Source organism: Streptomyces sp. R818 (assembly GCF_056172735.1).
Genome location: NZ_JAOCNE010000002.1, coordinates 160,969 through 179,149 on the forward strand (window position 1 = coordinate 160,969; position 18,181 = coordinate 179,149).

14 protein-coding genes and 1 pseudogene are annotated in these 18,181 nt (G+C 74.0%); 7 read left to right on the forward strand and 8 right to left on the reverse strand.

The genetic code is table 11. The annotated features are described in order from the left end of the window. Positions 1-25 precede the first annotated feature (25 nt). The gene (locus N5I75_RS03490) at positions 26-1,201 is read right to left on the reverse strand and encodes an MFS transporter (protein WP_476674728.1); all 1,176 of its coding nucleotides are present in this window, start codon (positions 1,199-1,201) and stop codon (positions 26-28) included. 108 nt (positions 1,202-1,309) lie between these two features. On the opposite strand from N5I75_RS03490, the gene N5I75_RS03495 reads away from it, so the two are divergent. The 4 genes from N5I75_RS03495 to N5I75_RS03510 all read left to right on the forward strand — a co-directional run bounded on the left by N5I75_RS03495 (position 1,310) and on the right by N5I75_RS03510 (position 4,379). Next, entirely contained in the window at positions 1,310-2,092 is a 783-nt protein-coding gene (locus tag N5I75_RS03495) for an AraC family transcriptional regulator (RefSeq protein ID WP_476674148.1), read from the forward strand. Positions 2,093-2,168: 76 nt separating this feature from the next. Next, a complete protein-coding gene (locus tag N5I75_RS03500; protein WP_476674150.1) occupies positions 2,169-2,573 on the forward strand; it encodes a YciI family protein in 405 nt (134 codons plus the stop codon). Then, the gene (locus tag N5I75_RS03505; RefSeq protein ID WP_476674152.1) at positions 2,570-3,751 is read left to right on the forward strand and encodes an RNA polymerase sigma factor; all 1,182 of its coding nucleotides are present in this window, start codon (positions 2,570-2,572) and stop codon (positions 3,749-3,751) included. Before N5I75_RS03500 ends, N5I75_RS03505 begins: the two co-directional genes overlap by 4 nt. Before the next feature lie 55 nt (positions 3,752-3,806). After that, positions 3,807-4,379 (forward strand): TetR/AcrR family transcriptional regulator, encoded by a 573-nt coding sequence (locus N5I75_RS03510; RefSeq protein ID WP_476674154.1) that lies wholly within the window; start codon positions 3,807-3,809, stop codon positions 4,377-4,379. Between the two features lie 10 nt (positions 4,380-4,389). On the opposite strand, the gene N5I75_RS03515 is transcribed toward N5I75_RS03510, so the two are convergent. After that, positions 4,390-6,090, reverse strand: coding sequence for a PP2C family protein-serine/threonine phosphatase (locus N5I75_RS03515; RefSeq protein WP_476674730.1), 1,701 nt, complete (start codon positions 6,088-6,090; stop codon positions 4,390-4,392). A gap of 233 nt (positions 6,091-6,323) precedes the next feature. On the opposite strand from N5I75_RS03515, the gene N5I75_RS03520 reads away from it, so the two are divergent. Continuing rightward, positions 6,324-6,764 (forward strand): phage holin family protein, encoded by a 441-nt coding sequence (locus N5I75_RS03520; protein ID WP_476674156.1) that lies wholly within the window; start codon positions 6,324-6,326, stop codon positions 6,762-6,764. Then, positions 6,761-7,099 (forward strand): DUF3618 domain-containing protein, encoded by a 339-nt coding sequence (locus tag N5I75_RS03525; RefSeq protein WP_476674158.1) that lies wholly within the window; start codon positions 6,761-6,763, stop codon positions 7,097-7,099. Before N5I75_RS03520 ends, N5I75_RS03525 begins: the two co-directional genes overlap by 4 nt. A gap of 68 nt (positions 7,100-7,167) precedes the next feature. Here N5I75_RS03525 and N5I75_RS03530 read toward each other — a convergent pair whose 3' ends face one another. Then, positions 7,168-7,404: a hypothetical protein gene (locus N5I75_RS03530; protein ID WP_476674160.1), complete on the reverse strand. Its 237-nt coding sequence runs from the start codon at positions 7,402-7,404 to the stop codon at positions 7,168-7,170. Between the two features lie 93 nt (positions 7,405-7,497). After that, a complete protein-coding gene (locus N5I75_RS03535; protein WP_476674162.1) occupies positions 7,498-8,007 on the reverse strand; it encodes a CAP domain-containing protein in 510 nt (169 codons plus the stop codon). 137 nt (positions 8,008-8,144) lie between these two features. Between N5I75_RS03535 and N5I75_RS03540 the strand changes: the two genes are divergently transcribed. Then, entirely contained in the window at positions 8,145-8,405 is a 261-nt protein-coding gene (locus N5I75_RS03540; protein WP_476674164.1) for a hypothetical protein, read from the forward strand. Between the two features lie 24 nt (positions 8,406-8,429). Here the strand turns inward: N5I75_RS03540 and N5I75_RS03545 are convergent, their stop codons facing one another. From N5I75_RS03545 to N5I75_RS03560, 4 genes and pseudogenes are all read right to left on the reverse strand, one after another. Then, a complete protein-coding gene (locus N5I75_RS03545; protein WP_476674166.1) occupies positions 8,430-9,191 on the reverse strand; it encodes an ABC transporter permease in 762 nt (253 codons plus the stop codon). Beyond that, on the reverse strand, positions 9,188-10,099 hold the full coding sequence (locus N5I75_RS03550; RefSeq protein WP_476674168.1) for an ABC transporter ATP-binding protein: 912 nt from the start codon (positions 10,097-10,099) through the stop codon (positions 9,188-9,190). Before N5I75_RS03550 ends, N5I75_RS03545 begins: the two co-directional genes overlap by 4 nt. Before the next feature lie 134 nt (positions 10,100-10,233). Continuing rightward, positions 10,234-11,448, reverse strand: a pseudogene (locus tag N5I75_RS03555) (geranylgeranyl reductase family protein). 47 nt (positions 11,449-11,495) lie between these two features. Continuing rightward, positions 11,496-17,924 carry a type I polyketide synthase gene (locus N5I75_RS03560; RefSeq protein WP_476674170.1) on the reverse strand — a complete coding sequence of 2,143 codons (6,429 nt, stop codon included), beginning with the start codon at positions 17,922-17,924 and terminating at the stop codon, positions 11,496-11,498. Positions 17,925-18,181: the final 257 nt, after the last annotated feature.

Below are 18,181 nucleotides of genomic sequence, written 5' to 3' on the forward strand. Positions count from 1 at the left end.
ATTCGAACATGCCACGTGAGGAACGTCAGGTCCGCACATTCGGCGGCCGGACCCGGTCGGTACCGGCCGCCGACCGGTCCGACCGGTCCGACCGGTCCGGTTCGCGCAGCGCCAGGGACAGCAGGACCGCCACCACCGGCACCACGGCAAGGACCGCGAGCACGCCGCGCGGTCCGTAGTGGGTGGCGACCACGCCGAGTACGGGCATGAACAGACCGCCCGCGCTCAGCGCGAGGCCCAGGGTGACCCCGGCAGCCGTGCCGGGCCTGCTCGGCAGATAGTCCTGGCCGAGCTTGACCAGCACGGCGAACGGGATGTTCGAGACCAGCCCGACGAGGAGCGCCGACGGCAGCGCGGCGTACTTGTCGTCGCAGAGCAGCAGCAGCGCCAGGGCGGGCAGCATCGCCGCGTTGCCGATCCGCACCGTACGGACCATCCCGATCCGGTCGGCGAGACGGCCGCCGAGGAGCGTGCCGAGGACGCCGCCGCCGAGCAGCAGGGTCAGCGCGAGCCCGCCGAGCCCGCCGCTCGCGTCCAGGTGCCGGATCCAGTACAGCGAGACGAACGTGTTCAGCCCTGTCGAGATGGTGGACCGTACGACCTCCACGGCGGTCAGCGCGGCGAACAGACCGGGCCGGTCCACACCCGCGCGCCGCACCTTCGGGCCGTCCGCGCCGGACGCGCGCCGGTGATGGCGCAGCAGGACGAAGCCCATGAGGACGGCGGGCGGGATGAACAGCGCGGTGGCCCCCACCCCGAAGGCGTCCAGGGCGGGGGTGGCGAGCGCCGGGCCGACGAAGAAGCCGACGCTGCCGCCCGCCGCGAAGTAGCTCATCGCCGTGGCGCTGCCCCCGGCCGCGCGGCGCGCGTCCCGCCCGGCGGGCGGATGGAACATCGCGATCCCGATCCCCGCCGCGAGCAGCAGCGCGAACACCAGCGGATACGACGGCGCGAGCCCGGACAGGCCCGCTCCCGTCCCCGCCAGAGCGATGCCGAGGGGCGCCGTCCACCGCATCCGGTACCGGTCGGCGAGCAGCCCGACCGGCACCTGCGGCAGGGCACTGCCCAGGGTCGCGGCGAGCGCGAGCCCCGACGCCTGTACGTAGCTGAAGTCGCGCTGGAGCACGAAGTACGGGACGGCGGCGGGCACGAGCCCCTGATAGAAGTCGTCGACGGCATGGGCCCCGGCCCAGACCCGCATCCGGCGCCAGTGCCCCGCCTCACGGGACGGGTTCATCTCCTGAACGGCTGTCATCGGACCACGATGGCCGGGACGGCGCCGGGCGCGCTTCCCGTATTCTGCCCAGTCATGTCGCAGATCCGCCACACGCCCGTCGCGGCGACCAGCACCCAGTTCCGCGACGGCGGCGACACCATCGACCGGCACCGCCACGACGACCACCAGCTCATCTACGTCAGCTCCGGCGTCCTCGCGATCACCACGGAACACGGCTCCTGGGTCGCCGCCGACGACCGCGCCGTGTGGATCCCGGCGCACACCTGGCACGAACACCGCTTCTACGGCCAGAGCCGCTTCCACACCGTCGGTTTCCCCGCGGCAGCCGACGCGGGGCCGCCGCTGCTCCCCGCCGACCGCCCCGCCGTCATCACCGTCGACCCCCTCGTGCGCGAACTCCTCATCGCCCTCACCGGCACCCCGCTCACCCCTGCGGAGAGGCGGCACATCGAGGCCGTGCTGCGCGACCGCCTGCGCCGCGTCACCGCCGAGCCCGTCGCCCTCCCCGCCGCCCGCGACCGGCGCCTCGCCGACGCCTGCCGCCTCGTCGAGCAGGACCTGCGCACCCCGCTCACCCTCGCCCGGCTGGCCGCCCGCACCCACACCGGCGAACGCACCCTCTCCCGCCTCTACCGCGACGAGTTCGGCCTGACCTACCCCCAGTGGCGCACCCGCGTCCGCATCCTCACCGCCCTCGTCATGCTCGCCGAGGGCGCCACCGTCACGGACACCGCCCACGCCTGCGGCTGGTCGACGACCAGCGCCTTCGTCGACACCTTCGCCCGGAGCACGGGGGTCACACCGGGGGCCTACCGGGCGGGCGCGCGCACAACCCCGAGAAAAGTCCCCGGCTGATGTCGAGAATGCGGATGCGGCTCCGTCCCAGGAACGAACGCGGCCACCACGGCCGGATCGCGACGAGGAGAACACCATGGCCAAGTACCTGCTGCTCAAGCACTACCGGGGCGCGCCGGCGCCGGTCAACGACGTGCCGATGGACCAGTGGGCCCCGGAGGAGGTCACGGCGCACGTGCGGTACATGAACGAGTTCGCCGCCCGCCTGGAGCAGACCGGCGAGTTCGTCGAGAGCCGGGCGCTCCTGCCCGAGGGCACCTTCGTCCGCCACGACGGCGAGGGCCGCCCGCCGGTCACCGACGGACCCTTCGCGGAGACCAAGGACCTGATCGCCGGATGGATGATCATCGACGTCGAGACGTACGAGCGCGCCGTCGAGCTGGCCGGTGAACTCTCCGCGGCGCCGGGCGCGGGCGGCAAGCCGATCCACGAGTGGCTCGAGGTGCGCCCCGTCTACGCCGAGCACTGCCCGACCGAGTGAACGAGTCCCTGCTGCGGGAGCTGGTGCCCGCCGTCATCGGTGTCCTCGTCCGGCGCGGAGCGGACTTCGCGGCGGCCGAGGACGCGGTGCAGGACGCCCTCGTCGAGGCGGTGCGGAAGGGTCCGGACGGCCCGCCGCGCGACCTCAGAGGGTGGCTGACCACCGTCTCCTGGCGGAAGTTCCTCGACGCCGCCCGCGCCGAGGGCTCGCGGCGGCGCCGGGAGGAGCTGGTCGACGCCGAGCCCCCGCCGGGGCCCGGCGGGGCGGCCGACGACACCCTTCAGCTCTACTTCCTGTGCGCCCACCCCTCCCTGACCCCGGCGTCGGCCGTCGCGCTCACCCTGCGCGCCGTCGGCGGCCTGACCACACGTCAGATCGCCCAGGCCTATCTGGTGCCCGAGGCGACCATGGCCCAGCGCATCAGCCGCGCCAAGCGGACCGTCTCCGGCGTCCGGTTCGACCGGCACGGCGACGTCGCCACCGTGCTGCGCGTGCTGTACCTCGTCTTCAACGAGGGCTACTCCGGCGACGTCGACCTCGCCGCCGAGGCGATCCGGCTGACCCGGCAGCTCGCGGCCAGGACCCGCCACAAGGAGGTCGCGGGCCTCCTCGCGCTCATGCTGCTCCACCACGCGCGGCGCCCGGCACGGACCGGCCCCGACGGCAGCCTCGTCCCCCTCGCCGAACAGGACCGCGGCCGGTGGGACACCCGGCTCATCGCCGAGGGTGTCGGCATTCTTCAGGCGGCCCTGGCCCGCGACCGGCTCGGCGAGTTCCAGGCGCAGGCCGCCGTCGCCGCGCTGCACGCCGACGCACAGAGCGCCGAGGAGACCGACTGGGTGCAGATCGTCGAGTGGTACGACGAGCTCGTGCGGCTCACCGACAGCCCGGTTGCCCGTCTCAACCGGGCCGTCGCGGTCGGCGAGGCGGACGGCGCCCGCGCGGGCCTCGCCGCCCTGGCCGAACTCGACCCGGCCCTGCCCCGGTACGTCGCGGTCGCCGCCCACCTGCACGAACGCGACGGCGACCCGGCGACAGCGGCACGCCTGTACGCCGAAGCCGCCCGCTCGGCGCCCACCCTCCCCGAGCGCGACCATCTCACCCGCCAGGCCGCCCGGCTCAACGCGCGACTGCGTGACAGCGGCGGACCGGCGGGGGAGCCGCATCCGCTACCGTGAAGCGGAACGCCGCTCCTGTTGCACCCGGGCGCGGCGGCTGCCGAAGGAGAGCGACATGCCCACCGACCCGCCCGTACGGAGCAAGCGGGCCGACGCCCAGCGCAACCGGGAGACCGTGCTCAGCGCCGCCGCCGAGGTCTTCGTGACGGCCGGTGTCGACGCGCCGATCCGGCGGATCTCGGCGCGGGCGGGCGTCGGGATGGCCACGATCTACCGGCACTTCCCGACCCGGGCCGACCTCGTCACCGCGGTCTACGAGCATCAGATCGAGGCATGTGCCGAGGCGGGCCCGGCGCTGCTCGGGAGCGCCGGGAGCCCGGCCGAGGCACTGCGCCGGTGGGTCGACCTGTTCGTCGACTTCCTGGTCACCAAGCACGGGCTCGCCGACGCCCTGCGATCGGACAGCGAGCGCTTCGCCGCGCTGCACACGGCGTTCCTCGACCGCCTGCTGCCCGTCTGCGCCCGGCTGCTCGAAGCCGCCGAGGAGGCCGGCCAGATCAGGCCGGGCGTCCAGCCCTACGAGCTGCTGCGCGGCATCGGCAACCTCTGCGTCGGACGCGACACCGACCCCCGCTACGACCCGCGCCGCCTGATCGGCCTGCTCCTCGACGGGCTGCGGCGCCCCTGACCGGCCGGCGTCAGCCCCGCGCCGCGGGGGTGCGCACGACGAGCATGGCCACGTCGTCCTCGTTGTCGTCGGGGCGGACCTGGGCGAGCAGGGCGTCGCAGAAGGACTCCAGCGGGCGCCGGGCCAGCGAGGCGGCGTACCGGCGCAAGCGGTCCAGGCCGTGGTCGATGGAGCGGTGCGGGCTCTCGACCAGGCCGTCGGTGTACAGGACGAGGGTCGAGCGCGGCGGCAGGACGGTGACGGCGTCGGGCCGGGTCCTGGTGATCCCCGTGCCGAGCAGCAGGCCGTGCGCGTCGGTGAGGTACCGGGCCTGGCCGTCGTGGTGGACGAGCAGCGGCGGCGGGTGCCCGGCGTTCGTCCACTGCAGCTGCCACAGCCCGTCCTCCTCGCCGACCGAGAGCCTGGCCAGGGTCATCGTCGCCATGGACGCCTCGGCGATGTGCCGCACGGCCTCGTCGAGCTGGGAGACGATCGCGCTGGGCGCAGCCCCGGCGCGGGACCAGGCGAACGCCCGCAGCATGTTGCGGACCTGCGCCATCCCCGCCGCGGCGTCGAGGTCGTGCCCGACCACGTCCCCGATGGCCAGGGCGTGGTCCCCGTCGGCCAGGGCGAACGCGTCGTACCAGTCGCCGCCGACGGCGGACGCGTCCGGCGCGGGCACGTAGCGCGCCCACATCTCCACGCCGGGCACGGTCGGCAACTGGGGCAGCAGGTGGCGCTGCATGGTCTCGGCGACCTTGCGTTGACGCTCGTACAGGCGCGCGTTGTCCAGCGCCAGGCCCGCGCGGCGCGTGACGTCCTCCAGGAGCGGCAGGTCGGCCGCGGTGAAGGCGTCGGGGCGCCGGGAGCGGCCCAGGGTCAGGGCGCCGAGCACGTCGCGCAGGCCGCGGATGGGCGCGATGGCGGCGCTGTGCATGCCGGTCGCCGTGAACAGGCGGCTCTGCTCGACGGCGATGCCGGAGTCGGGCGGCCCCTGGTACGTGGCCGGTGTGGCCAGCGAGGAGGCGGCGCCGCGCAGCGCCCGCGAAAGGGGCATGGGGGACTCCTCGGGCACGGGCGGCATGGGGCCCTGGAGGTCGTCCCGCTCGGCCAGGAGGTCGTCCTTGCGCTCGACGACGAGGGCGCGCCGCACCTCGCCCCGGTCGGTGACCAGGTCGATGACCGCCCAGTCCGCGAGGCGCGGCACGGTCAGGGCGGCGAGGCGGTGCAGCGCCTCGTCGACGTCCAGGGTGGAGGTGAGCTGGGTCGTCGTCTCGGCGAGCAGCGCCAGCCGGTCCAGCTCGGTCAGCGGCTCGGGGACGTCCGCGACCTCGTCGCTGTGTGCCGCGTAGAGCAGGACGAGGGTGCCCGCGGGCTCCACTCCCGCCGCGCGGGGAGTGACGAGCCATGAGGACCGGACGAGTGAACCGTCCTCGCGGGCGAACCACTCCGCGTCGCCGTGCTCGGTGGAGCCGGCGAGGAGCGCCGCGCGCAGGCGGCAGCGGGTCCGGGGCATCGCCTGTCCGTGGTCGTCCCGGTGCAGATGGTCGTGCGCGTCCTGGCCGACCAGCCCCTCGACGCCCGTGCGGAACATCGCGCAGGCCGCGTCGTTGGCGGCGGCGATGAGGCCGTCGTCGTCGATGAGGAGCGCCGCCGCGCGGAAACCGTCGAGCACGGTGCCGTGCGGGGCTCCGGGAAGCCCGTGGGCCCCGGCCGGGCGGGGGTTCCCCATGCCGTTGTCGGCGACGTCCATGCGTGTCCTCGGTGATGACTGCTGCGGGGCGGTAAAGACAACAGTGGATACCCCGCCAACCCTAGGTCAACCCTGGACGCCCGTCGGGCGTGGCTCGGCCCCGGAGGGCCGGACGAGGTGTCGGAATCGTGGCGAAGAGGTGTCAGTCCTGCGTTTTCGGGGGTACTTGGACGGCCCGGGGTACTGCAGCGCTACAGAAAGGAGGACCCAGGATGGACGAGACAGCAGCCAGGCACACACCCGGCCACACCTCCGTGTCCACCGGCACGTCCGGGGAGCCCGTCGGCGAGCTGGTCCAGCGCGCCTCGGAGCAGTTGACGCAGCTGGTGCGCGGCGAGATGCGGCTCGCGCAGGCGGAGATGAAGGAGAAGGGCAAGCGTTACGGCAAGGGCGGGGGCCTCTTCGGCGGCGCCGGCCTCGCCGGTTTCCTGACCCTGCAGGCGCTGGTCGCCACCGCGATCGCGGCCTTGGCGGTGCCGTTGCCGGTCTGGGCGGCGGCGCTGATCGTGACGGCGGTGCTCGGCGTGGTCACCGCCGTGCTCGCGCTGACCGGCAAGAAGGAGTTCAGCCAGGCCGCTCCCCCCACCCCGGAGCAGACCATCGACAGCGTGAAGGCCGATGTGGCCGAGATCAAGGAGAGTGCCAAGCGATGACGCAGCCGCCCCACGACGAGCCCACCGCCACCAGCACCGAGGAGCTGCGCGACCAGGTCGAGCAGACCCGGCACGAACTGGGCGACACGGTCCAGGCGCTGGCGGACAAGGCGGACGTCAAGGCTCGTACGCAGGAGAAGGCCGCCGCGCTCAAGGAGCAGACGGCGGCGAAGGCCTCGGAGCTGACGGCGCAGGCCAAGGCGAAGGCGGAGCAGGCCCAGCAGGTGTGGCAGGACAAGGCGCCCGAGCCGGTGCGGGACAAGCGCGCGGCGCTGATCGCGGCGGGCGTGGCGCTGGTGACCGTCATCGCGCTGGTGCGCCGCAAGAAGAAGTAGCGGCAGGAGGCGACGACCCTCCCGCAACACACCTCCGGGGCCCGTGTCGCACGGGCCCCGGACGCGTGTCAGCCCCGGGGGAACATCGCGTCGCTGGCCGCGTTGACGAACGGCGCGGCCATCTTCGCGAGCGCCGAGGCGCCCTGGGAGAAGGGGGCCAGGGGGTCGATGCGGCCCGACTGGACGTGGGGCTGCTGGGCCGGCGGCTTCGGGGACTTCCCGTCGGCGAGGGCGGAGGCGCCGCCCTGGACGGCGACGAGGGCTACGAGCAGGACGGCGGCGCGCTGAAAGGTACGAATTCGCATACCCCCTCCAACGAGATTTCGCGCGCCCGGTCACAGCCCTCTCCAAAGTGTGATCAGCACGTCGAATTGCCGAAGGAAAAGCCTTTACGGGTCCTATCGTTTCGACGCAAGGTCCAGCGTCCACCAGGGTCCGCCCGGACCGTCGGCCCGGCCGACGCCCGCGTGCGTGAAGCGGCACGTGAGGATGAGGTCGTGGTGCGACGGACTCTCCATCCACAGCTCGACGACGGCGCCCGCGCCGTCCACGCCGCGGGCGATCGCCTCCCCGGCGTAGGCGGCCCCGAAACCGTGCGCCCGCATCCGCTGCCGCGGGCTGCTCCCGTTCGACCCGGGATGCTGGAGGCGCTGGTGGGAGGCCATGTCGCGGCTGTGGGCGTGCGCGGAGCGGTTGAGCGCGGACTGCGCGCGGAGCGGGCGGCAACCGGCCGCCGCACGGTGTCTGTTGAGGCCGTCGAGCACATCGGCGGCGACGCCTGCGGCACGGTGGTACGAGGGCGGCGCGGGCGCGGGGGACGGAGCCGCGTGGGCCGTCTGCGCGCTCGGCAGCAGCGCGGCGAGGAGGGCGAACGCGCCGTAGTACAAGGGCCGGAGCGGTGCGGTCACGGTTTTCTCACTTTCTCTTTATTCCCTTCCTTCAGGTGTACGCGGCATTTCCCGGCGTCGCGCGAGCAGGTCGGCGAATAGGGTGAGGACAAACTGCGGTTCCCCTTTCTTTCTCCCTTGCGACCAGGAGGTATTTCATGCAGAAGCAGCTTCGCCGTCTCGCCCTCGCGCCGCTCGCGGTGCTCGCCCTCGCCGTCGGCGCCGTGGCCGCGGCCGGCTCGGCGTCCGCCGCGACGCACCCGGTGCAGGCCGTGCCCTACCCGGGCCCGTCGGCCGGCTCCGCCTACCCGGGCGACGACTACGACGACGATGATGACGAGCCGCTGCACGTCGGCCCGTTCGACGTCCCGCACAGCGGCACGGTCTCGGGCAACTTCTCGTGGGACACGCGGGACTGACACGCCACCGCGGCGCGGCCGCGCTCAGCGCTTGAGCGTGGCCGCGCTCGCGACGAGGACGAGGATCACGCACACCAGGATCAGCAGGGCGTCGCGGACGAAGACGCCGGTGACGCCGGGGTGCGCGGCGGCCTCGCTCGCGGCCTCGACGGCGTAGGTCATCGGCATGAGCCTGGCGACGGCCGACAGGGCGCCCTGCATCTCCTCGCGCGGCACGAACAGGCCGCACACCAGGAACTGCGGCAGCACACCGGCCGGCAGGAACTGCACCGCCTGGAACTCGTTGCGGGCGAAGGCGCTGACCAGCAGGCCGAGCGCCAGGCCGAGCAGGGCGCCGAGCATGGCGATGACCATCAGCAGATAGGCGGGGCCCTTGATGTCGAGCCCCAGCGGGCCGACGCACAGCAGCGTGGAGAGCACCGCCTGCAGCAGGGCCAGGAACGCGAACGCGAAGCTGTAGCCGAGCACGATGTCCAGACGCCTGACCGGCATGGTGAGCAGCCGCTCGGCGGTGCCCGTGGTGCGTTCGCGCAGCGTCGACATCGACGCCACCAGATACATCACGATGACCGGGAAGATGCCGAACACCTGCGGGCCGACGCGCTCGAAGGACGCCTCCGAGCCGTGGAACATCAGCTTCAGCAGCACCATGAGCATGCAGGGGATGCCGAGCAGCAGCGCGGTGCTGCCCCGGTCGCGGGAGATCTGGTGCAGGACCCGCACGGCGGTCGCGCCGGTGACGGTGGGGGAGAACGGCAGCTTCTCGCTCAGGCGCGCACGGTTCACGGCCGCGGCTCCATGGCGAAGTAGGAGCGCTCCAGGTCCGAGGCGCCGGCCTGGTCGTGCAGCCCGTACAGGCCGGGCAGGTCCGGCAACAGGGCTTGCGCGGCGGCCTTCTGCCGCGCCTCCGCCTCGGCCTTCGTGGCCGCTTGCACCAGGTGCACGAAAGCCTCTTCCGCGTTCGCGCAGCCCGTGCGCTCCAGGAGCGTGGTGCGCGGAGCACCGGCGAGGAGGCGTCCCGCGCGCATCAGGAGCAGCCGGTCGCAGCGGTCGGCCTCGTCCATGACGTGGCTGGAGATGAGCAGGGTGGTCCCCTCGGAGGCCAACTGCGCGAAGACGAGCCACAGTTCGCGGCGCACCATCGGGTCGAGCCCGACGGTCGGTTCGTCCATCACGAGCAGGTCCGGCTTGTTGAGCAGCGCCACCGCCAGGGAGACCCGCGAGTACTGCCCGCCGGACAGGCGCGAGACGAGCTTGTCCGCGTAGCCCGCGAGGTCGACCTCCTTGACCACGCGGACCACGGCGTCCTCGCGGCGCCAGCCGCGCATGCCGAGGGCGGCGGCGAAGTAGCGCAGGTTCTCCAGGACCGTCAGGTCCGCGTAGACCGAGGGGGCCTGGGTCACGTACCCCACCCGGGTGCTCAACTGCCGTGCTCCGGCCGGGAATCCGAGCACCTGCACATGGCCGCCGGTCGGCTGCTGCACGCCGACCACGGAGCGCAGCAGCGTGGTCTTGCCGCAGCCGCTCGGGCCGAGCAGGCCCACGATGCAGCCCCGGGGGACGCTGAACGTCACGTTCGACAGGACGGGCCGGCTGCCGCGCACCACCTGAAGTCCGTACGCGGAGACGGCGGGAAGGTGGCCCGGCGGGGCCGGGGCGGGTTCGGTCTCGTGCACAGCACCACTGTGTTTCATCAGGGGAGGTCCCCTCCCGGGACGGCGGGGCAAGGGGACTTACGTCGCAAAACAGCCCATCACCCCATCAACGGTTCAGGAGGCGCAAAGTCACGCCTTGATCGCCGCTGCCGTCCCGGTCGGCTCAGGTCCTCTCAGGCCCGGATCGCCTCCACGGCAGGCGAGTTGTCCCGTGCGCGGGGGAGCCGCACGGCGAGCGCGGCGGCGCCGCGCGCCAGGGGCGTCGACATGATCCCGGCGACGCTGGTGCGGCCCGCGATGTAGGCGTCCAGACGGCGCCACGCCGCGGGCACCCGGGTCAGCGCGGTGTGGACGAGCCCGGGGTTGCGGGCGAACAGGTTCATCAGCGTGCCGCTGGCGCGCATCTCGACGCCGAGCCCGCTGTCGATTCGCTCGCGGTACTGCCCGGTGACGGCGTCGGCCTCCGTCTCCCGCGCGCAGGAGACGAGCCGCGCGGCTGCCCGCCCCGCGAGGTCGCCCGAGCGCAGCGCGTAGGAGATGCCCTCACGCGACCAGTGGTCCAGGAGCGCGGCGGCGTCACCGGCGACCAGGACGCGCCCGCGCGCCAGCGGGGAGCCGGGCTCGCGGCACCGGGTCAGATGGCCGGTGTCGTGGACGGGGGTGGCCTTGTCGAACCCGTGGCGGGCGAGGAACTCCTGCTTGTAGGCGCGCAGGGCCACCGGGTTGCCGCGCGCGGCCACGACCCCGGCGGTGCAGATGTCGCCCTTGGGGAAGACCCAGCCGAAGGAGCCCGGCAGCGGGCCCCACTCCATGAGCAGACGGCCGCGCCACCGCTCGGCCGTCCGGTCGTCCACGGGCACCTCGGCCTCCAGGGCGAGGTCGACCTGCGCGCACCGCACGCCGACGTGGCGGGCGACCCGGCCGGCGCTCCCGTCGGCGCCGACGACGGCACGGGCGCTCAGCGTCTCACCGCGGTTGGTGCGCACGGTCACGGTGGAGCCGTCCTGCTCGACGGCGGTCAGCGCGGTGCTGTCGTGCAGCGTGGCGCCCGCCGCGCAGGCGGCCTCGGCCAGCGACGCGTCGAGTTCGCTGCGGTAGACCATGGTGATGGTGGGGCGTGCGGAGTCGAGGGTGCGTTCCCTGTCGCCGTTGTGGGTGAAGGTGAACCGTCCGGCCGTGTCGTGGATTTTCAGCGGCAGGCCGGGCGGCAGGGCGGCGAGGGACGCGCCGATGAGGCCGCCCCCGCAGGTCTTCTAGCGGGGGATGGCGGCGCGTTCGAGCAGCAGGGTCCTGCAACCCTGCTCGGCGGCGACGCGGGCGGCCGTGGAGCCGGCCGGACCGGCGCCGACGACGATCACGTCCCAGACGGACGAGGAGGAAGGGGGCATACGGGGGACCACCTAGGGGTCGGACGGGAAGTGCGGGCGGAAAGCCGTCAGCCGGTGACGGCGGGCGCGGCGTCGGCGGGCTCCGCCTGGGCGGGCACACCGTCCCCGGGGGCGAGCCGGGCCAGGAGGTAGCGGGTGAGGGCGGAGGCCGTCGGGTGCGTCCACATCACCGTCGTCGGGATGGACAGGGACAGTTCGCGCTGGAGACGGTTGCGCAGGGCGATGGCCATCAGGGAGTCCAGGCCGAGCGTGACGAGCGACGTGTCGGCGTCGAACCGGTCGGTCGCCAGGCGCAGGACCGCGGCGATGTGCTCGACGACCTCGGGCAGCAGGAGCTGCTGACGCCGCTCCGGGCAGTCCGTCTCCCGCAGCGCCTCCAGGAAGGCGCTGCAGCCGCCGGTCCGCTCCTTGAGCGAGGCCGAGGCGGCCAGTTCGGCGAAGAAGGCGGTGCGGGCGGTCGCGGGGTAGGAGTCCAGCCACCGGTGCAGGTCGACCGGGGTGTAGGCGGTGCGGTCCCGGTCGTGGCTCAGGACGCGCTCCAGGGCGGCGATGCCCTCGGCGGGCTCGATCATGGCGTAGCCCCGGTCGGCCATCCCGGTGCCGCGCCCGACCTCGGCCCACGGGCCCCAGTTGACGCACGTGGCGGGCAGGCCCTGGGCGCGGCGCCAGGAGGTGAACTCGTCGAGCCAGGCGGTGGCGGCCGCGTAGGCGCCCTGCCCGGGGTTGCCGAGCAGCGACGCGGCGGAGGAGAAGGTGACCCACCAGTCGAGCTCCTCGCCGCCGGTGGCCTCGTGGAGCAGCCGCGCCCCGGTCGCCTTCGGCCGCCACACCTTCTCCAGGAGACCGGCGGAGAGGTTGGCGACGGTGGCGTCCTCGACGACGGCCGCCGCGTGCACGACGCCCCGCAGCGGATGCCCGGTCTCCGTGGCGGACCGTACGAGCGTCCCGGCCGTGCCCGGCGCGGCGAGGTCCCCGCGGACGACCTCGACGCGGGTGCCGAACTCGGCGGTGAGCGCGGCGAGTTCGCTTCGGGTGGCGGACGTGGGCTCGCTGCGGGAGGTGAGGACGACGGCCCCCGCGCCGCGCTCGGCCAGCCAGCGGGCGACGAGGATTCCGAGCCCGCCGAGCCCGCCGGTGACCAGGTAGCTGCCGTCGGCCCGGACGACGGGCACGTCCTCGGGCCGCACGACAAGCAGGTCGGTGCCCTTGGCCGGCCAGGTCAGGACGAGTTTGCCGATGTGCCGCGCCGACGCCATGGTGTGGAACGCCGACGACGCCTCGGTGACCGGGTGCGCGGTGACGGGCAGCAGGGGCAGGGTGCCGTCCGCGAGCATGCCGGACAGCTCGCGGTAGCCCTCGGCGAGCAGCTCAGGGTCGCGCCGCATCATCATCAGGATGTCGATCCCGGCGAAGGTGACGTTCTGCCGGAAGGGCAGCAGGCCGAGCCGGGTGTTGGCGTAGATGTCGCGCTTGCCGAGTTCGAGGAAGCGGCCCCGGTGCGCGAGCAGGTCGAGCCCGGCGCTCTGGGCGGGCCCGGTGAGCGAGTTGAGGACGACGTCGACGCCGCGGCCCGCGGTGATTTCGCGGACCCGCTCGGCGAAGTCCAGGGTGCGCGAGTCCATGACGTGGGTGACGCCGAGGCCGCGCAGGTACGCCCGCTTCTCCTCGTTGCCCGCCGTGGCCAGGACCTCGGCGCCGCGGGCGTGGGCGAGGTGCAGGGCGGCGAGCCCGGTGCCGCCGCTCGCCGAGTGGATCAGCACCTTCTCGTCCGGGCGCAGCCGGGCCAGGTGGCGCAGGCCGTACCAGGCGGTCAGGTACGCGCACGGCAGCGCGGCGGCGTCCTCGATGCTCACCCCGTCCGGCACCGGCAGGAGGCAGTCGGCGCGGACGGTCGCGAAGGAGGACATGAGCGTGGCCCGGGACCCGTCGACGAACATCGCGGCGACGCGCCGGCCCTCGCGCACGCCCTCGACCCCGTCGCCGACGGCGGTGACGACGCCCGCGCCGTCGAACGCGCTGACGTCCGTGTGCTCCTCGCCGACGTCGAAGCGCTGGTAGACGCCCATGGCCTGGAGCACGTTGATGAAGTTCACGCTGGTGGCGTCGAGCCGCACCTCGACCTCGCCGGGCGCGGGGCGCCGCCGGGTCTGCGCCACGAACTCGAAGGAGTCCAGATCCCCGGGGCGCGCGAGGTGCAGCGCCACCCGGTCGTGGGCGCGGTCGACGGTGGTCCTGCGGCGCTCGTGGCCGTCGAGCGGCGTGTTGCGCAGCCGGGACAGGTGCCGGACGCCGTTGCGGTGCGCGATCTCGTCCTGCTCGGCGGGGCAGGAGAGCAGCTCGGCGGCAATGTCCGCGACCGGCGTCCGCGGCTCGACGTCCAGGATCGACGGGCGCAGTTCGGGGTGCTCGTAGCTGAGGACCCGGACCAGACCGCGCAGACCGGCCTGGCCCAGGTCGGGGCGGTCCCCGGGGGCGACGTGCTGGGCGGTGGAGGTGACGGTCCACAGGCGCGGCGCCGCGTCGGCGTCCGCTCCGGCGGCGAGGGCGCGGGCGGTCTCCGCCAGGCGGCCGACCTGCTCACGCGCAAGCTGTTCGGCCGACGCGGAGGTGCCGCCCGGCGCGGGCAGGTAGACGACGGCCTGCGCGTCACCGCCGGACAGCGGCTCCGGTCCGGACGGGCGGACCTCCACCGTGGCGCCCCGGTCCTTCAGGACACCGCCGAGCGCGGCCGCGAACGCCTCGCGGCCCGGCTCCGCGAGCAGGGTGAAGGACCCGGTGGCCGCCTGCGGCGCGGGCCGCTCGCACGGCTCCCAGGCCGCCCGCAGCAGCCGCCGGTCGAACCGCTCCTGCTCGCTCTCGGCGGGCACGTGGCGGAACTCCACCCCGGTGGCGTCGGCGGCCACGACCCCGTCGTCGTCCCACAGGCGGAAGTCGGCCAGGTACCGGTCGCCCTCGATCCGTACGAGGGTGACCTGGCAGTACCCGCTCAGCGGGACCGTGCCGTAGAGCCGCAGCGACGCGATGCCGCGCGGCAGGATGCCGCCCTCGGGCACGCAGCCGCTGCGCAGGACGACACCCGCGATCGCCTGAAGGCAGGTGTCGAGCGCGACGGGGTGACAGTGCAGCGCCTGCGCGGACGCCCGCCCCGTGTCGGGCACCTGGATGCGGGCGAGAAGGCGGGTGCCGGGCCGGTCGGCCGGTGAGCCGTCCGTGTACAGGGCCTGGAGGCCGAGGAACGGTGTGCCGTGGTGGACGCCGCGCTCCTCGCGCATCTGCCGGTAGATGTCCCCGGCGTCCACGGCGTGCGGGAACTCCGCGAGCAGGGCGTCGAGGTCGGCGCGGTCCGGCGCGGCCTCGTCGGCGGGGGCGACGTGCAGCCGGGCCGTCGCGTGCCGGACGGACGTGCCGTCGGGCGTGGAGCTGACCACCCGCCAGCGGGCGGTGTCGGGCCCGGCCTCCTCGGCGGTCGCGGTGACGGGCGTGCCGTCGGCGGTCGGCAGCAGCAGCCGCTCAAGCTCGACGCCGGTCAGGCGCACGCGGTCCGGGCCGACGGCGTACAGATCCGCGGCGGCCGACACGGCCATCTCGCACAGCGCGGCCCCCGGCACCACGGCGACGTCGTCGACGCGGTGCGCGTCCAGCCACGCCACGGTCGTCGGGGTGATCCGGGTCTGCCACAGGTGGCGGCCCGCACCGTCGGGGTCGGCGGTGTGCGGGCCGGTCAGCGGGTGCGCGGCGGGGGAGGCGTGGGCCCCGGACGACTGCCGCAGCGGTGAGGGGTCGACGACGTAGCGGGTGCGTTCCCAGGTGGTCGGCGGTACGTCGGCCAGGGCGCCGTCGCCGTAGCGGTCGGCCCAGTCGAGGGGGTGGCCCGCGCAGTGCAGCGCCGCGACATGGGTGTGGAAGGCGAGCGCGTCGTCGGTGTCGCGAAGGAGCGAGGGGACGACGGCGATGTCGGACCGGTCGGCGAGGGTCGCCTGCGCCGGGTGGACGAGGACGGGGTGCGGGCCGATCTCGACGAACAGCCGGTGCCCGTCGTCGGCGGCGGCCCGTACCGCGTCGGCGAAGCGCACCTCCCGGCGCAGGTTGTCGCACCAGTAGGCGGCCTCGAAGGCGGAGTGTGCGCGCGGGTCGTCGGTGACGGTGCTGTAGAAGGCCGTGTGCGCGGTGGTGCCGGTGACGTCCGCGAGCGCGTCGGCGAGGTCGCCGAGGATCGGGTCCATGTGCGCGGTGTGCGAGGCGACGTCGACCTCGACGACGCGGATGCCGACGCCTTGCGCGTCCCACTCCTCGGCGAGGCGGCGGATGCGGTCCGCGTCGCCGCCGACCACCGTGGTCTGCGGCGAGGCGACGACGGCGACGGTCACGCCGCGCACCTCCTGCTCCGCGAGCAGCCGCTCGACCTCGGCGCGGCCGAGCGCGACCGAGGCCATCAGGCCCTTGCCGGACGCGCGCAGGATCAGCCGGGAGCGGCGGCAGATGACCTTGACGCCGTCCCGCACGCTCAGCGTCCCGGCGGCGACGGCCGCGGCGACCTCGCCCATGGAGTGCCCGATGACGGCGGCCGGTTCGACGCCGTGGGAGCGCCACATCGCGGCGAGTCCGAGCTGGACGGCGAAGATGACCGGCTGCACGCGGTCGAAGCCGGTCACGACCTCGGGCCTGCCCAGCGTCTCGCGCAGGGAGAATCCGGACTCCTCGGCCACGAGCGGTTCGAGCTGGTCGATGACGCGAGTGAACTCCGGGTTTTTGTCGAGGAGTTCGCGGCACATGCCGCCCCACTGCGAGCCGTGGCCCGAGAAGACCCACACGACACCCTGTCCGGTGCCGGGCACCGCCCTGCCGGTCGCGACTCCGGTGCCCGGTGCGGTCCCGGTGGCCAACTCGTCGAGCCTGGTGAGCAGTTCCCTACGGTCGGTGGCGACGACGGCGGCGCGCTCCCGGGACAGGGAGCGGCGTACGGCGAGGGTGTGCGCCACGTCGCCGAGCGGGGACCGCGCCCCTTCGCCGCGCAGCCAGTCGGCCAGGCGCCCGGCCGCGGCACGCAGGGCGACCGGCGTACCGGCGGAGAGCGGGAAGACGCGCGCTACGTCGCCGCCCTCGCGCAGGGCCTCCATGCCGCCGGGCGGTGCCGGGCGCGGCACCCGCCGGGCGGGCAGGGTGGGCGGCTGTTCCAGGACGACGTGGACGTTGGTGCCGCTGATGCCGAAGGAGGAGACGGCGGCGAGGCGCGGGCCGTTCCGCACCGGCCAGTCGGTGGTGTCGGTCGGCACGAACAGGCGGGTGCCGCTGGGATCGATCTGCGGGTTCCACTCGGTGAAGTGCAGGCTGGCCGGGACCATGCCGTGGCGCAGCGCGGCGATCGCCTTCAGCAGGCCCGCCACGCCCGACACGGGCTCGGTGTGGCCGATGTTCGTCTTCACCGAGCCGAGGGCGCACCGGTCACGCCCCTTGCCGTAGACGGCGGCCACGGCGGCGAACTCGATGGGGTCCCCGACGGCCGTGCCAGGACCGTGCGCCTCGACCATGCCGACGTCACCGGCATCGACACCGGCCCGCTCCAGAGCCATCCGGTAGAGGTCGATCTGCGCGGGCTCCGAGGGCGCGCTCAGCCGCGTGCCCCGGCCGTTCTGGTTGACGGCGGTGCCGCGCACCACCGAGAGGATCCGGTCCCCGGCCCGCACGGCGTCGGAGAGGCGCTTCAATACGACGACGCCGCAGCCCTCGCCCCGCACGTACCCGTCGGCGGCGGCGTCGAAGGCGTGGGAGCGGCCGGTGGGGGAGAACACGCCCCACAGCGCGGGCGCGATCACGCCCTCGGGGCCCAGGGTCAGCATGGCGGCACCGGCGAGGGCGATGTCGGACTCGCCGGTGCGCAGGCTCTGGCAGGCGGTGTGCACCGCGACGAGCCCGGACGCGCAGGCGCTCTCCACGACGACCTGCGGCCCCCGCAGATTCAGCATGAAGCCGACGCGCCCCGGGCCGATGCTGTCGAAGCCGGTGTACATCGCGTAGGCGTCGACCTCTTCCAGCGGCCGCTGCACCCGCAGCATGTAGTCCTTCTGGTAGATCCCGAAGAACATGCCCGTGGGGGTGCCGGACAGCCGCTGGGCCGGAATGCCCGCGTGCTCGACGGCCTCCCAGACCACCTCGGAAAGGAGCCGGTGCTCCGGGTCGACCCAGGGCGCCTCCTGCGCGTTGATGCCGAAGAACTCGGGCTCGTACGCGTAGACGTCCTCGTCCAGGAAACAGCCGTGGCGCAGCCGGTCCGCGACCGTGGCGGGGAGACCGGCCAGCTCCGCCTGGTTCCACCGCTCGGCGGGCACCTCGCGCACCGTCTCCCGGCGGGCCAGGAGCAGCCGCCACAAAGAGGAGAGGGACGACACCTCGCCCGGGAACCGGCAGGCGGCCCCGACGACCGCGATCGGTTCGTCCTGTCCCGCTGCGGGATCCTCGATGCCGGGCAGTGCGTTCATGAGCGGTCCGTCCTTCACCACTGGATACTGGGAAAGATCATTCCGACATGCGGACGGACGGGGGCCAAGGACGTACGGGACGGGGCTGGAAGCGCGTCGGAGGAGGCGCGCGCTCCAACGCATCGGGTTCAGCCGGACGGCCGGGAGCTCAGAAGACCAACAGGGCGCTCAGCAGATCAAACGGGCTTTTGGCGGATCAACGGCGCCCGGGTGTGACATGTGTCGACTCGGGGTGGGCCCGGGACCGTGTGGGCCGG